We start from the raw sequence: 15,359 nt of genomic DNA, 5'->3' as shown, positions 1-15,359 counted from the left end.
ACCCACTAATTTAGCTGACCTCGCGCGCTCTACTGCCCTGTAGAACGCGCGAAATCCAGCCAGATGGGCAGGTGGTCCGAGGCGCGGCGCGCATCGTCAGTCTCGCAGACGCCACCATCAATCACATGCAGCGCGTCATCCACCGCGATGCGATCCAATGCGGCCAAAGGCAGGCGCGCGTGATAGCTTTTGCCCGGCGCATAGATGTCAAAGTGATGCGCCAGACGCCCAAGCCCGACGTTCAGCGACCATTCATTCATATCGCCCGCGATCAACGTCGGCCGTTTGGACTGTGCATCCAGATGAGCGATGAGCGCGGAAAGCTGAGCGCGCCGCGACCGGCGCATCAGCCCCAGATGGGTGGCGATGATGCGCAGCGGGATATCGCGAAGATCGAAATCCACCACCATCGCACCGCGCGGCTCCATCCCCGGCAGGTTCAGGTGTTTGACCTCAATCAGCTCTGCCTCGGGGCTAAGCAAGACGGCGTTGCCATGCCAACCGATGCTGACCTCACTGGGGACAGGCACCGCGATCAAACCGGTCTGCGCCGTCACCTGATCCACGGGCAGCGCCGAGGGGCGGGACCCAAGGCGCATGTCGGCCTCTTGCAGCACGACGATATCCGCCGCGAGCGTCTGGATCACGCGCAGGATGCGGGCGGGATCGCGTTTGCGGTCAGTGCCCATGGCCTTGCGCATGTTATAGCTGGCGATGCGAAGGGGGGCTTGGGTCACAAGATCGGTGCTCCTATTCGAAAGACGCCCTCGGCCAGACGGCGGGGCAAATGCGGGCTTGGCATATTCTCGTGGCAGTCTGCCTCGCGGGCCGTGAACCAGTCCGACAGGGTTGACACGCTGCGTGCATCATAAACGAACAACATCGCCTCAAAGTTCAAAAGCATACTGCGCACGTCGAAGTTTGCCGTGCCTACAAGCCCCACATCGTCAATCAGCGCGGCTTTCGCGTGGATCATCGCAGGTTCAAAGTATTTGACCTTGGCCCCTGCGGTATGCGCATCGCGCAGATAGCCGCCACGGGCGAAGTCCGCGATATGCTGGTTCGACTTCTGCGGCACCAGAATACGCACATCCACCCCGCGCAGCGCCGCGATGCGCAGCGCATTGGCCAGCGGCTCGGTCGGGACGAAATAGGGGGTGGCGATCCAGATACGGGTTTTCGCCAAATGCAGCGCGCGAATGATCCCGTCGTGCAGCGGGTCTTCGACAATATCAGGGCCAGAGGGGATCAACTGCACCGTCGCATTGCCCGCGGTGGTGGGGGCAGGCGTTATGATATGGTCCACGTCTTCACCACAGGCGACTTCCCAGTCCGAGCGGAAGACATCGCAGAAGGTCTGTACCGATTGCCCTTCGAGGGTGAAGGCCAGATCGACCCAGTGATCGGTGTGCGGATGGTCCGACATATAGTGTTCGCCAATGTTCATCCCGCCTGAAAAGACACGGGCATGATCGGCGATAATCATCTTGCGATGGTTGCGAAGGTTTAGGTGGCCACTGCTGGGCAGTTGCAGGATTGGCGAAAAGAACAGCACCTCGCCGCCGGCCTTGCGCAGCGCTTTGACGGCCTTGGAAGGGCCGCGCAGGGTGCCAAGCCGGTCCATCAGCAGGCGCACCTTAACGCCATTGCGGGCTTTTTCGGTCAGGGCGTCGACCACGTGATTACCGGTGTCATCGTCCGAGACGATATAGAACAGTACATCAATCGTCTGTGTTGCGCTCTCGATAACCTCCATCGCGGCGGCATAGGCGGTTTGCGGTGTGTCATGCAGGTTCAGCCGTTGTGCTTCCAGCGCGGGGGGCAGGTTGAAGCTTTGGAACATCTCGTCCAGCGCATGCACGGGCGTTTGCGGGTCTTCTTTCTGGGTAAATATAATAGGCTCGTAGCGTTTGCCCTGTTTGCGAAAGCCAAGCGCCAGGAACAAGGGCGCGGCGACATAGGGCATTACCACCAGAAACAGGATCCAGGCGGCAGTTGATTGTGGGCTGCGGCGCTGCTGAAGCAGGATGAAGGCCACGCCGAGGGTCAAAAGGATGACGCCTACAACCTCTATATGGGTGATGAAGAATTCGATCATACTCGTTTCGCCTTGGTTATGCCGGTTATGCTGCCATCCGCGCCGCACCGCTACCTAGCACATAGGGGGGTAAACGCCACTTTTTGCGGCATTTTCACGGGATTCCTGCTGTAGCCTACGGGCAGATTGTTCCATCTTCATGAAAATTTAAATTCGGGTGATTTTGGCGCTTCTCCGCGGAACCGCGTTTTGGCCTTGGTAAAAAGGGTTAATAGCGGCGACGGGCCGCCGAGACGCCGTGCATTTGAGCAACAATTTACCGATCACCAACCCGTGATTGGGAAATCCCGAAACCAGATCTTAGCTGCCGTGTTGTGTCGATGAAGCGGGAAGCGCCCGCTCCGGTACAAACTGATCGAGGAGTTACGATTATGAAACGCACTATGAAACTTGCATCCGCAGCCGTTCTGGCATCCACAGCATTCGCTGGCGCAACATACGCCGGTAGCCTGGCAGAGCCAGTGGTTGAGCCCGTGATGACCGCACCCGTTCCTGCACCCGACCTGGGTGGCGACTGGACAGGCTTCTACACTGGTCTGCAACTGGGCTATTCCGACGCTGAAATCGATGGCGATATCGACGGCGACAATGGTTCCTACGGTTTCCACGCAGGTTACAACTATGACTTCGGTCGCTTCGTACTGGGCGGTGAGCTTGACTACGACAAAACCGACATCGACTTGGAAGACGGTCTGGGCGCAGACGCGGGTTCCATCGATTCCGTTGCTCGTGCAAAAATCAAAGGTGGCTACGATCTGGGCAACACCCTGATCTACGCAACCGGTGGTTACGCGCGTGCCGACACATCCTTGGGTGACGAAGACGGTGCCTTTTATGGTATCGGCATGGATTACAAAATCACCGAGCAATACAGCGTTGGTGCAGAACTGCTCGAGCACAAGTTCGATGACGTAGACGGAAACTCCGGTGTTGATGCTGATGTAACCACATTCAACATCCGTGGTTCCTACCGCTTCTAAGCTGACACGCTGACAACTGGCGGTGTATCTGCCGAGGGCGTCGCATAACGGTGCTCTCGGCAGGAAATAATAATGTGCCAGTCAAAAAGGCCGGAGGATGATCCTCCGGCCTTTTTCGTATGTTGGTAGCTGCGGTCGCGCGACGCTTTCGTCAGGCGGCGAGGCTTTCCGCGAAGTCGCATACCGTCGCCAGCGCTTGGGCAAAGCGCGTGTCCTCGATGGTCATCGCGACGCGGATATGCCCTCCCGCAGCCGCCCCGAAGCTTTCGCCAGGCATCACCGCGATGTGGTGTTTTTCCAGCAGCGCATAGGCAAAATCCTCGCCGCTCATGCCCGTGCTGCGCACATCCAGCATCAGATACATCGCGCCTTGGGCGGGTACGAGGCTAACGGCGTTCTGTCGCGCAAGAATATCCTGCGCCAGCAGACGGCGGCGCTGGAAGGGCGCGGCGATCTCTGTCTCGAAACCGGTGCCTTGGTTCAGCGCGAACAGCGCCGCGTCCTGAATGTACCCGGGCACGCCATAGGTGGTGTGGGTCGCCAGATTGGTCAGATGCTCGATCGCATCCACGGGCCCGACGATCCAGCCGCAGCGCGAACCGGTCATCGCATGGCTTTTCGACATCGACCCCACGACCAGAGTATGCTCCGCCATCCCGTCCAGCGCGCGCGGCGAGAGGTGCGCGCCCTCCCAGACTTGCGTGTCGTAAACCTCGTCCGAGATCAGCCACATGTCGTGATCGCGGCAAACCTGCGCGATGCCTTCAAGCGTCTTGCGCGAATAGACAACGCCGGTGGGGTTGTTGGGCGAATTCACCAGCAGCGACGCCGCGTTGGTCTGTTTCGCGGCGGCGGCAATCACGTCCGCGAGGGGTTGGAACGCATCTTTCGCACGGGCGGCGATCGCATGGGGCAGGGCGCTGACACTGCGGATCGTACCGGGGTAGGTGGCGTAATAGGGATCGATATAAAGCGCGGTATCGCCGGGGTTGCAGGTCGCCATATGTGCGGCAAACAGCGCGCTTTGACCGCCCGGCGTGATCAGCACATTGTCGCGTGTCGTCGGCACGCCGGTGCGTTCCTGCAACCGCGCGGCCACGGCATCGCGCAGAGCAGTGGTGCCGGGGATGGCCGCATATCCGGTGTGTCCGGCCAAAGCGGCGCGGTGCATATCTTGCAGGATCGGTGCTGCGGTGCGGATGTCATGTTCGCCAATCGTCAGCTCTGTCACCGGCGTACCCTGTTCAATCATCTGACGGGCGCGCAGGAAAACGCCCCAGCCGTCTGATCCGCCGCCAAGCAGCCCTGTGATACGCGATGATAGTTGCATGCCGTCTCTTCCTCGTAATTTGAAGACGCAGGGGCGCAGAGCATGGTTGATTTGTCAATCAGGCTTGACCGCCAGTGGCGGGTCGGGCTACGCAGACGGCATGAAGATGATGCCACTCATTATTTGCTGTATTACCTGCTAAGACCTTCCGGCGGGCTTGCTCACATCGTTTTCTTCCCGAGATTTCTGTGCCATGCCCGCGCAATCCTTGCGTAAGGACGCGCCATGACCACGATCAAGCTGCACAACACGAAAACCCGCAAACGCGAGGATTTCACCCCGATTGATGATAAAAACGTGCGGATGTATGTCTGTGGGCCGACGGTGTACGACCGCGCCCATCTGGGCAACGCGCGCCCCGTGATCGTGTTTGACGTGCTCAACCGTTTGCTGCGCCATGTCTATGGCGACGCGCATGTGACCTATGTGCGCAACTTCACGGATGTGGATGACAAGATCAACGCGCGCGCCGCTGAAAGCGGGCGATCGATCGGCGAGATCACGGCCGAGACAACCCAGTGGTTTCTGGACGATATGGCCGCCGTCGGCGCGCTTGAGCCCGACCACATGCCACGCGCCACCGCCTATATTCCGCAGATGGTCGCGATGATTGAGGATCTGATCGACAAAGAGCACGCGTATCCTGCGGAAGGGCATGTGCTTTTCCGCGTGCGTAGCTACAAAAATTATGGAGCGCTATCAGGGCGTTCCGTCGATGATATGATCGCCGGCGCGCGGGTGGAGGTGGCCCCCTACAAAGAAGACCCGATGGACTTCGTATTGTGGAAGCCGTCGGACGACGCGACGCCGGGGTGGGACAGCCCCTGGGGCCGTGGCCGCCCCGGCTGGCACATCGAATGCTCCGCCATGGCGGACGAGCTGCTGTGGAAAGAGCCCCTGCGTCAGGATCGTCTATCGGACAAGGCGAAAAGCCAGCCCCATGTCTTTGACATCCACGGCGGCGGTCTGGACCTGCAATTCCCGCACCACGAGGACGAGATCGCCCAAAGCTGCTGCGCCAATGGCACCGATGAGATGGCGCGCTACTGGCTGCATAACGAGATGCTGCAGGTCGAGGGCAAGAAGATGTCCAAGTCGCTTGGTAACTTCTTCACCGTACGCGATCTGCTGGACCAAGGCGTGCCGGGAGAGGTGATCCGTTTCGTCATGCTCAGCACGCATTACCGCAAGCCGATGGACTGGACCGAGAAGGCGAAAACGGACGCACTAAATACTTTACGACACTGGGCTGAGCTCGCTTCGGGTGTAGAAGTTGCGGAAGTATCTGAAGATGTTTTGCTCAGCTTGTGTGATGATCTTAACACCGCTGAAGCTATATCGGAACTACATGAACTAGCAGGAGATGAGCAGCGCGAAAAATTACTTGGTTCTGCGGCGTTGCTCGGCCTTGATTTGAGAAAAATCGCGACGTTGTCATGGGCTAATAAATTTAGCTTCGAAACGGAGGACGGCGCGATTTGGTTTGAGGGAGATGATTACCAACCGACAGTTAGCGTCCTGGGTTGGGGCGGCATTTCCGAAGAACTGAAGGAAGAAGTGCTCTTTCTCGTTCATAGATGGATGAGCTATCGCCGGAATAGCGATTGGGCAAATGCTGATCGTCTTAAGGTTGAAGCGCTCGCTATAGGAATTGAATTCCGTGCCTACAAGTCTGGCAATGGAATCAACGGTGGTCAGGCATCGCTTTCGCAAAATGAGATAGATATTTGCGCAGTTAGAGCAATCGTTTGATGTTCATGCCTGCAGGCACTTACAACATGGCAAGGTGCGGGGGTGAGGGGCCAGCCCCTCACGCTCCCCGGAGTTTATCTGGCAAAATGAAGGAGGGATCGCTGCGATGACCCGCGAACGCCTTTATCTCTATGACACCACATTGCGCGACGGGCAGCAGACCCAAGGGGTGCAGTTTTCGACCGCTGAAAAGATCACGATTGCCAGCGCGCTCGATACGCTGGGGGTGGATTACATCGAGGGCGGCTGGCCGGGCGCGAACCCGACGGATAGTGCCTTTTTCGACGCAGCGCCGATCACGCGGGCGAAGATGACGGCTTTTGGCATGACCAAGCGCAACGGCATGTCGGCGCAGAACGATGATGTGCTGGCGGCGGTGATGAATGCGGGCACGCGGACGGTCTGCTTGGTGGGAAAGACGCATGATTTTCACGTCTCGGCAGCGCTCGGGATCACGCTGGACGAGAATACCGACAATATCGCGAAGTCTATCGCGCATCTGGTGGCGCAGGGCCGCGAGGCGCTGTTCGATGCAGAGCATTTCTTTGATGGCTACCGCGCCAATCCCGATTATGCGCTGACCGCGATCAAGGCGGCCTATGAGGCGGGCGCGCGGTGGATCGTGCTTTGCGATACCAATGGCGGCACCATGCCCGCCGAGGTCGGGCGTATCACAGCCGAGGTCATCGCCGCAGGCATCCCCGGCGATCATCTGGGCATTCATACCCATAACGACACCGAGAACGCGGTCGCCTGTTCGCTGGCCGCCATTGATGCGGGCGCGCGGCAGATACAGGGCACGTTGAACGGCTTGGGCGAACGCTGCGGCAATGCCAACCTGACCACGTTGATCCCGATTTTGCTGCTGAAAGAGCCCTATGCCAGCCGGTTCGACACGGGAATACCGCTAGATGGTCTGGCGAACCTCACCCAGATCAGCCGTGCGCTGGACGAGATCTTGAACCGCGTGCCGACCAAACAGGCGGCCTTTGTCGGGTCGTCGGCCTTTGCGCATAAGGCGGGGCTGCATGCCAGCGCGATCCTCAAAGACCCGTCCACCTATGAACATATCGACCCCGCGCTGGTCGGCAACACGCGCATCATCCCCATGTCGAACCAGGCGGGCCAGTCAAACCTGCGCCGACGCCTTGAAAGTGCGGGCTTGACCATCGCCAAGGGGGATCCGGCCTTGGGGCAGATCCTTGACGAGGTGAAGGCGCGCGAGGCCGAAGGCTATAGCTATGACACCGCTCAGGCCAGCTTTGAGCTGCTGGCGCGGAAGGCTCTGGGGCAGATGCCGGATCTCTTCGAGGTAAAACGCTATCGTGTGACGGTCGAGAGGCGCAAAAACAAATACGACCAGATGGTCAGCCTGTCAGAGGCGGTTGTCGTCGTGAAGGTTGATGGCGAGAAACGTCTGTCGGTGAGCGAAAGCATGGATGCCGAAGGCTGCGACCGCGGGCCGGTGAACGCGCTGAGCAAGGCGTTGGTCAAGGATCTGGGGCAGTATTCGGCGCTGCTGGAGGATATGCATCTGGTGGATTTCAAGGTGCGGATCACGCAAGGTGGCACAGAGGCGGTGACGCGGGTGATCATCGACAGCGAAGACGGGCAGGGGCGGCGCTGGTCTACCGTGGGTGTGTCGGCCAACATCGTCGATGCGTCTTTCGAAGCACTGTTGGACGCGATCCGCTGGAAGCTGATCCGCGACCGCAAGGGATAGGAACCCATGGAATTTGATCCCGATCTAAGCGCCTGCGCGGCTATTATCGAGCGTGCCGATCCGCTGCGCTTTCGCGCCAGCATGGCGGCCCCTGTCGCTGCACGCCGTGTGTTATTCCCGCTTTATGCCTTTAATATCGAGGTGGCGCGCGCCCCGTGGGTGACGCAGGAAACCATGATCGCCGAGATGCGTTTGCAGTGGTGGCGCGATGTCTGTGACGAGATCGCGAACCGTGGGGTTGTGCGGCGGCACGAGGTTGCGACGCCCCTTGCACTGGCCATCTCTCCCGAAGACGCGGTCTTGCTGGACACACTGGCCGCCGCGCGTCGGTGGGATATCTACCGCGACGCCTTTGAAGATGCCGCTCATTTCGACGCCTATATCGACCAGACCGCGGGCCATCTGATGTGGGTGGCTGCGCGGTCTTTGGGACCGGCAGAGGAGGCGACGGTGCGCGATGCGGCCTATGGGGCGGGGGTGGCGGCTTGGCTGCACGCGATCCCGCAGCTGGTAGAGCAGGGGCGTGTCCCGTTGTTGGATGGCACCGACGCTGGCGTTGTGGCGCTGGCCCAAAAGGCGCGGGCGCGGTTACGACAGGCGCGGGCCAACCGTGGCAAGATCTCGAAAGCGGCGCGACCGGCGATGTATAGCATCGGCGCGGCAGACAAGGTGCTGAGCGCGGCCATCGCCGCCCCTGAGCGTGTCAGCGCCGGAGAGCTGCCGCCGATGAATGATTTCGCCCTGTCGTGGCGGGCTTTGTCGGGGCGTTGGTAAGCGCTAGACCCGCGCGCTACGTTGCCGCAGCATCAGCCAGATCAGCGACCCGCCTGCCAGCACCAGAAACGGGATCATCGCGATATTGACGGCGGCCCAGCCTTCGACAGGGTTGCCGCCCGAGCAGTTCATCAGACCGCCGCTTGACAGCGACGCAAAGGTCACCCCGCCAAAGACCAGTAGATCGTTCAGACCTTGCATGCGGCCACGCTCGTGCGGTTCATGGGCACCTGCCAGCATGGATGTGGCACCGATAAAGCCGAAGTTCCAGCCGATCCCCAACAGGATCAGCGCGATGTAGAAGTTGTTCAGCTCCACCCCCTGCAGCGCGACCACACCGGCCCCCGCAAGGATTGCGATGCCAAGGCCAAGGATCTTCTCGACCCCGAATTTCGCGATCAGGTGGCCTGTGAAGAACGACGGTGCATACATCGCCAGAACATGGCCTGTGACCACATGGGACGCATCCACGATGTCATAGCCGCAGCCCACAACCGCCAGCGGGGTCGAGGTCATGACAAGGTTCATCAGCGCATAGGATACCATGCCACAGATCACAGCGACGGCGATACGCGGGGTCTTCAAAAGCTCCATCCGGGTGCGGCCCTTGGGGGCATCCACGGCCGGCACGGGCGGCTTGGGGATGTTGAGGAAGGCGAAAAGCACCATGCCCACAGCGTTCAGCGCAATCGCGGCGAGGTAGACCGGGAAAAACCGCATCATCGTCGCATCGCCGTTGGCACCGGTCAGAAACCCCACCAGCTGCGGCCCGATGATGGCCGAGATCAGCCCGCCCGCCATGACATAGGAAATCGCCTTGGGCCGGAATGCGTCAGATGCGGTGTCCGTCGCTGCAAAGCGGAAAAACCCTTGCGAGCACATGTAGATGCCGATCAGATAACTGCCCAGCAGGAAGGTCATGAAGCTCTGAATCGTCAGGGCATAGGCGCAAAGCGCGGCCCCCGTCATCCCGCCAAATGCGCCGGCCACGAAGCCCGCGCGACGGCCAAAGCGTTGCATCACCGTCGAGAGCCACGGGGCCGTGGTCATCGACCCGAAGACGATCATAGAGATCGGCAGCGTCGCGAGGCAGACGTTCGGCGACAGCTGTTGCCCCGCCAATCCGCCGACCACAAAATACATCGGCATCTGGCTGCCAAGAAAGGCCTGCGCGGTCACCAGCACGGCGACGTTGCGCTTGGCGCGGGTGTCATCAATCACTGTCATGGTGAATGCGTAGACTGGGCTTTGGGGGGCCGCAAGGGCCTTGCGTCCGGCGGCGGGGTCAACGATGGTCGCGCCATGAACCGGGGCCCCCATATTCTGCTGATCGCTGGCAGCGCCGAAGCGCATGAGATCGCCGCTGCGATGGCGGCCTCTGACGTCTCTGCACGCGCCGTGTTAAGGCGGACAGAGCGCAGCTTTGGACCGCTGGCCGTACCGTCCGAGATCTGGTCGCCGCGCACCGTGGATGAGATGGCAGCTTACCTGCGCGCCCATGGATTTTCCGCTGTGCTGGACGCAGGCCACGGGTTTGACGCGGATATCTCGCAGATCGCTTTTGACGCAGCCGCGCGGTTGGGGCTGCCTTATCTGCGTGTCCTGCGGCCCATGTGGGACATCGCGGCACCGGTTGAACGGGCCGCGTCGGTCGCGGCGGCGGCACGGATGATCCGACCCCAAGCGCGGGTCTTTGCCGCGACGGGGCGCGGGACGGTGGAGGATTACGCCCCCTTCGCAGGCGCGCGGCTTTATCTGCGGCAGACCAACGCGCAGGCCCGAACCAAGCTGCCCCCCTTTGCCGAAGCCGTCTATGGCCAGCCGCCCTTCACTCAGGCGGCGGAGGAGGCGTTGTTTCGCGCCTTGCAGATCGATACGCTGGTTCTGCGCAACGTCGGTGGCGTGCCAAGCCGCCCCAAACTGGACGCAGCGCGCGCATTGGGGCTGCGGGTGATTGCCATTGACCGTCCGGCGGCCCCCGTCGGCGCGCAGGTTCTAGATACGCCGGATGCGGCGATCCACTGGGTCGAGACGCTGAGAACGAGGGGCACAACCGGATGAGCATCGGACGGATTATCACTCGCGACGCGGATGTCGCCGAAGGGGCTGATTGGCTCGCTGCCCATGTGCCGCAGTTTGCTACCGCCTTGGCAGCGACTGGCCCCTTGCCTCTGCGGTTGCGTGCGGACGGGTTTGACGCGCTGATCGGGGCGATTATCAGCCAGCAAGTCTCTGTCGCGTCGGCAAATGCCATGCGCGCCAAGATGGACGCGGCGGGGCTGACCCATGAGACGGCGATTTTGGCCGCGGGCGAGGATGGCCTGCGCGCGGCGGGGCTGAGCCGCCAGAAAATTCGCTATGCTTTGGCGCTGGCCGAGGCGGGGATCGACTATGACGCCTTGCGGGACGCACCTGATGCGGTGGTGATCGAGACGCTGACCGCGGTGTCCGGTGTCGGGCTGTGGACGGCGCAGATCTATGCGATGTTTTCACTGGGCCGCGCCGATATCCTGCCGCAGGGCGATCTGGCCTTGCAAGAGGCCGCGAAAATCCTGTTTGATCTGCCCCAGCGACCAAAGCCGAAGCAGCTTGCGGAAATGGCGCAGGACTGGTCGCCCTGGCGATCGGTTGCAGCCCGCATCCTGTTTTCGTACTACCGCGTGGCAAAACAACGGGAAGGGATTTCATGACACGAGTACTAAACGCAGAGCGCCGCGAACCGGTCTCGGGGGAAACGCGGTCTGCCGTCGTATTCCTGCATGGCTATGGCGCGAATGGTGCCGATCTGCTGGGGCTTGCCGACCCGTTGGGGGAACATCTGCCCGACACGCTGTTCGTGGCCCCCGATGCGCCCGAAGCCTGTGCCGGTGCGCCCATGGGGTTCCAGTGGTTCCCGATCCCCTGGATCGATAACTCCTCGGAGGAAGAAGCCGAACGCGGGATGATGCAGGCGGTCGATGACCTGAACGCCTTTCTCGATGCGCTGATGGTGGACGAAGATCTGCTGCCCGAACAGGTCGTGCTGTTTGGCTTTTCCCAAGGCACGATGATGGCGCTGCATGTCGCGCCGCGCCGCGAAGATGCCGTGGCCGGTGTTGTCGCGTTTTCGGGCCGCTTGCTGTCGCCCGAGAGCCTAAAAGACGAAGCGGTCGTGCGCCCTCCGGTCTTGCTGGTGCACGGCGACGCCGATGATGTTGTCCCGCCGCAATCGCTGCCGCAGGCCGCCGAAACACTGCAAGAGGCCGGATGGACGGACGTTTTCGCCCATATCATGAAGGGCACAGGCCACGGAATCGCCCCCGATGGGCTGAGCGTGGCGCTGGCCTTTATGCGCGACAAACTGGGTCTTTGATCCCATAACCCTGCGGGCGAATGAGCAGCCCGCAGGGATGTCCCGGCCGGATTGGCCGTTCCCGTCACATGCCTGTTACGTAATCAGCTTACGCATTCTGCGACATCTTGTACCCGTTTGCGACTTGTCAGACGCAAACCACGAGATATAGTCGAAAGCATCAGCGGGGCTGTCCCGCTGGACCGGACGCGGAACGGCAAGGGGCTATCGAACAATGGACGGCGACTTTAGAACTGAATTCACCCGAAGCCCGGCAGGGCTGAAAAACAAACCGGCCCTTGTGCTGAACGCGGATTACAGGCCCTTGTCCTACTATCCGTTGTCGCTGTGGCCCTGGCAGGAAGCGGTGAAGGCCAAGTGGCTGGACCGGGTGGATATCGTCGCTGAATATGACGACTATGTTCACAGCCCGTCGATGCAAATTCGCATCCCGTCGGTGGTCGTTCTCAAAGATTATGTCAAACCTCAAAAGCGCGTGGCCTTCACGCGCTTTAATTTATTTCTGAGGGACGAATTCTGCTGCCAGTACTGCGGTGCACGGGGGGATCTGACCTTTGACCACGTGGTGCCCCGTGCCGCGGGCGGGATCACAAGCTGGCAGAACGTTGTCGCGGCGTGTAGCCCGTGCAACCTGAAAAAGGGCTCCAAGGCGCTGCACCAGACCGGGTTTCAGCTGCGCAAACCACCGCGTCAGCCGCAAGCCGAGGATCTGCGCAATATGGGCCGGAAATTCCCGCCCAACTACCTGCATGATAGCTGGATGGATTTTCTTTATTGGGACGCCGAGCTTCAGGCGTGATCTAGGGCCGCGCTTATGTGTCCGAGTTATAGGTCAAGCTCCACCCAGACGGGGACGTGATCGGAGGGTTTTTCGCGGCCGCGTATATCCTTGTCGATCTGGCAGTCGCGCAGGCTGTCAGCGATGGCAGGGCTAAGCAGGAAATGGTCGATACGGATGCCGTTGTTGCGGTTCCACGCGCCTGCTTGATAATCCCAAAAGCTGTAATGCCCCGGCCCTTGGGTCCGCGCGCGGAACGCCTCTGTCAGGCCAAGGGCCAGAAGACGACGCCAGGCGGCGCGGGATTCAGGACGAAACAGCGCATCTTCACGCCAGGCGTCCGGCGTTGCCGCATCTTCGGCCTGGGGGATGATGTTGAAGTCGCCGGTCAGCAGAAACGGTGTTTCCTCGGCCAGAAGTGCGCGCGCACGGTCTTCAAGACGCTGCATCCACGCCAGTTTGTAATCGTATTTCGGGCCCGGCGCGGGGTTGCCGTTGGGCAGATACAACCCACAAAGCCGCACAGATGAATGATCACCCACGACCGTCGCCTCGATATAGCGCGCCTGTTCGTCGCTGTCGTCACCGGGCAGGCCACGGGTCACATCCTCAAGCGGGAGCTTTGACAGGATCGCGACGCCGTTAAAGGATTTCTGCCCGTGGGTCTCGACGTTATAGCCGCGATCCTCGAACAGCTCGCGCGGGAAGCCTTCGTCGACGGATTTGATCTCTTGCAGAATGGCGACGTCGGGCTGCGCTTCGTCGAGCCATTGGGGCAGGGCGTCGATCCGCGCTTTGATCCCGTTAATGTTGAACGTGGCGATTTTCATGGCGGCCCCCTGCATTGGTCCCCGCAGCTATCGCGCATACCGCAATATGGGGCAAGGGGGCTGCACCGGTTTGGGCAGGTTTCGCCCGCGATTCGAAAGTGGGCCGACGGTACCTGCGCCGCCGCGGGGCGCTTTGCCAGCGTTCCGTTAAGATTGTCGCTATTGTGGAGAACACGGCATCGCCGCGTGGTTTCAACTGGATCAAAGACGCAGCGCATGTGGATGATTTACATCGTTAAAATGCAATCTTTTTGCAGTCTGGGTCAAGTCCATGAGGTGGTGATTGATGAAGGTAGCGCAGCTTCAGGTTTAGTTGCCAATTTCAAAATCACGTTTCAAAGGAAAACTCATGAACGCTATTGCTACCGTCGAAACTGCTTTCCCGAATGTTTACGCCGGGGCGGGATCGCTCCATCAGGGGGCGGGGACAGGGCTTTATACCACCGGCTGTATCAATCCAGGGCAAGACCCGCATTGCGGCCACGGCACCGGGCTGTTCACTACAGGATCACAGTCGGGACCGCAGGCAGGCGACATGGCGACTGGGGGGCTTACCGGTTTGTTTACCACCGGCTGCTAATCCAAACACACCCTGCGCTGGAACCGGCGCAGGGGTTTCTTGCCAAAGGGGGACCTATGTCGAATGTTATACCGCTTTCATCCGTACGCGCGCGCAATAGCGGTTGCAAACACGCCGATACCGCCGCGATCAGCCGTATGTTCGCGGTACAGCGACGCCGTGCGGGGGATGTATTCTGGTTGAAGGAAAACGCGGAATGGCTGGGGGTTCTGGCAAGCGCGCACATGCCTGTCCAGCCAGACGCTCTGGTGCCCTATGCGTCCTTCTATGACCGCATCGAAGAGACGATCCGCTTCTTTCCGCAGTACTACCGCTTTTTCTTGTCCCTCGCGCTGGACCTTGAAGATCTGGGCTTGCCCGGTGAGGTGGGCGAGCGGTTGGTGCAGTGGGCCGCGCGTATGAGGTTGGTTGACGGGGAGCTGTCCGACCTGCAACGCGCTGAAACGCAGCGCCTGCTGGCGCGTCGGATGTCCGTGGCGCGCGATGACGCCCTGCAGTCACGTTTGCGCCGGTTTTTCACGCGATCCGAAACCTTTGCGCTGCCCAACAAGAAAGCGTCCTATGAACTGGCACATATCGTTTTCTATCTGTCAGACTATGGCCAGCGCGACCCCGAACTGCCGGCGACAGCGGTGGAGAGCCTGACTTTTGCCGGTATTCTCGCCTATCTCGATCAGGATATAGATCTGCTGGCAGAGCTATGCGCCGCGCTGCGGTTTTCAGGTGCTGCAGCACCTGCACTGTGGGAAGATGCGGTTCAGTCCGCTGCGCGTGCCTGCCGGATCGTACCGCAGCAAGGTGGCGGGGCGTTGGACGGGTATCACGCGTATTTGGTGACGGGCTGGGCTGCGCAGATGTCAGGAGGGGCGGCATTCTGCCAACCGGTGCCACCAGGGGCAGTGGCCATCCGGTATACCCCGCCTAACGGAGCGCTGCAGGCGCTATCGGCGGCGCTTTTTGAAATGGGACAAACGCGGCAGGCCCATTGGCCGCTCATGCGTGGACGGATCATGAGGGCGCTGGACCCAGAGGCGCAGGAGATACTGACCGGGGCAGAGGCGTCTTGCCCGCAATTTGAGGCGTTTTTCGCGCGGTTTGCGCGGGCACCGATCCAGGCCAAGTCCTCCGCGGTGCAGCTGCGGCGCTAGAATGGCCTCATGCG

General features: G+C 60.8%; 15 protein-coding genes. 10 read left to right on the top strand and 5 right to left on the bottom strand.

What is annotated here, in order from left to right; all coding sequences use genetic code 11:
- Positions 1 to 29 precede the first annotated feature (29 nt).
- Positions 30 to 737, bottom strand: coding sequence for an endonuclease/exonuclease/phosphatase family protein (locus GLP43_RS11330; protein ID WP_237279386.1), 708 nt, complete (start codon positions 735 to 737; stop codon positions 30 to 32).
- Complete coding sequence (locus tag GLP43_RS11325; RefSeq protein ID WP_237279385.1) at positions 734 to 2,098, bottom strand: phospholipase D-like domain-containing protein; 1,365 nt, start codon at positions 2,096 to 2,098, stop codon at positions 734 to 736. The genes GLP43_RS11330 and GLP43_RS11325 overlap by 4 nt, the downstream gene beginning before the upstream one ends.
- A 371-nt stretch (positions 2,099 to 2,469) precedes the next feature.
- Between GLP43_RS11325 and GLP43_RS11320 the strand changes: the two genes are divergently transcribed.
- Complete coding sequence (locus GLP43_RS11320) at positions 2,470 to 3,078, top strand: outer membrane protein (RefSeq protein ID WP_237279384.1); 609 nt, start codon at positions 2,470 to 2,472, stop codon at positions 3,076 to 3,078.
- Positions 3,079 to 3,229: 151 nt separating this feature from the next.
- Here the strand turns inward: GLP43_RS11320 and GLP43_RS11315 are convergent, their stop codons facing one another.
- Positions 3,230 to 4,408 carry a pyridoxal phosphate-dependent aminotransferase gene (locus GLP43_RS11315; RefSeq protein ID WP_237279383.1) on the bottom strand — a complete coding sequence of 393 codons (1,179 nt, stop codon included), beginning with the start codon at positions 4,406 to 4,408 and terminating at the stop codon, positions 3,230 to 3,232.
- Between the two features lie 225 nt (positions 4,409 to 4,633).
- On the opposite strand from GLP43_RS11315, the gene cysS reads away from it, so the two are divergent.
- The 3 genes from cysS (at position 4,634) to GLP43_RS11300 (ending at position 8,657) form a co-directional block, all read left to right on the top strand.
- Positions 4,634 to 6,160 (top strand): cysteine--tRNA ligase, encoded by a 1,527-nt coding sequence (gene cysS, locus GLP43_RS11310; protein WP_237279382.1) that lies wholly within the window; start codon positions 4,634 to 4,636, stop codon positions 6,158 to 6,160.
- A gap of 106 nt (positions 6,161 to 6,266) precedes the next feature.
- Entirely contained in the window at positions 6,267 to 7,883 is a 1,617-nt protein-coding gene (gene cimA, locus GLP43_RS11305; protein WP_237279381.1) for a citramalate synthase, read from the top strand.
- Between the two features lie 6 nt (positions 7,884 to 7,889).
- On the top strand, positions 7,890 to 8,657 hold the full coding sequence (locus GLP43_RS11300) for a squalene/phytoene synthase family protein (RefSeq protein ID WP_237279380.1): 768 nt from the start codon (positions 7,890 to 7,892) through the stop codon (positions 8,655 to 8,657).
- 3 nt (positions 8,658 to 8,660) lie between these two features.
- On the opposite strand, the gene GLP43_RS11295 is transcribed toward GLP43_RS11300, so the two are convergent.
- A complete protein-coding gene (locus GLP43_RS11295; RefSeq protein ID WP_009824766.1) occupies positions 8,661 to 9,884 on the bottom strand; it encodes an MFS transporter in 1,224 nt (407 codons plus the stop codon).
- A 75-nt stretch (positions 9,885 to 9,959) separates the two neighbouring features.
- Here GLP43_RS11295 and GLP43_RS11290 point away from each other — a divergent pair, with 75 nt between their 5' ends.
- The 4 genes from GLP43_RS11290 to GLP43_RS11275 all read left to right on the top strand — a co-directional run bounded on the left by GLP43_RS11290 (position 9,960) and on the right by GLP43_RS11275 (position 12,808).
- A complete protein-coding gene (locus GLP43_RS11290; protein WP_237279379.1) occupies positions 9,960 to 10,718 on the top strand; it encodes a precorrin-6A/cobalt-precorrin-6A reductase in 759 nt (252 codons plus the stop codon).
- Positions 10,715 to 11,347: a DNA-3-methyladenine glycosylase family protein gene (locus GLP43_RS11285; RefSeq protein ID WP_237279378.1), complete on the top strand. Its 633-nt coding sequence runs from the start codon at positions 10,715 to 10,717 to the stop codon at positions 11,345 to 11,347. The genes GLP43_RS11290 and GLP43_RS11285 overlap by 4 nt, the downstream gene beginning before the upstream one ends.
- A complete protein-coding gene (locus tag GLP43_RS11280) occupies positions 11,344 to 12,009 on the top strand; it encodes an alpha/beta hydrolase (protein WP_005853810.1) in 666 nt (221 codons plus the stop codon). Before GLP43_RS11285 ends, GLP43_RS11280 begins: the two co-directional genes overlap by 4 nt.
- 214 nt (positions 12,010 to 12,223) lie before the next feature.
- Complete coding sequence (locus tag GLP43_RS11275) at positions 12,224 to 12,808, top strand: HNH endonuclease (protein WP_005853809.1); 585 nt, start codon at positions 12,224 to 12,226, stop codon at positions 12,806 to 12,808.
- Positions 12,809 to 12,834: 26 nt separating this feature from the next.
- Here GLP43_RS11275 and xth read toward each other — a convergent pair whose 3' ends face one another.
- Entirely contained in the window at positions 12,835 to 13,617 is a 783-nt protein-coding gene (gene xth, locus GLP43_RS11270) for an exodeoxyribonuclease III (RefSeq protein WP_237279377.1), read from the bottom strand.
- A gap of 349 nt (positions 13,618 to 13,966) precedes the next feature.
- On the opposite strand from xth, the gene GLP43_RS11265 reads away from it, so the two are divergent.
- A complete protein-coding gene (locus tag GLP43_RS11265) occupies positions 13,967 to 14,197 on the top strand; it encodes a hypothetical protein (protein WP_237279376.1) in 231 nt (76 codons plus the stop codon).
- A gap of 56 nt (positions 14,198 to 14,253) precedes the next feature.
- Positions 14,254 to 15,345, top strand: coding sequence for a DUF6902 family protein (locus GLP43_RS11260; RefSeq protein WP_237279375.1), 1,092 nt, complete (start codon positions 14,254 to 14,256; stop codon positions 15,343 to 15,345).
- Positions 15,346 to 15,359 lie beyond the last annotated feature (14 nt).

The organism is Sulfitobacter sp. M39 (assembly GCF_021735935.1).
Taxonomy (GTDB): domain Bacteria; phylum Pseudomonadota; class Alphaproteobacteria; order Rhodobacterales; family Rhodobacteraceae; genus Sulfitobacter.
This window is presented reverse-complemented; position numbering and strand designations above follow the sequence as displayed.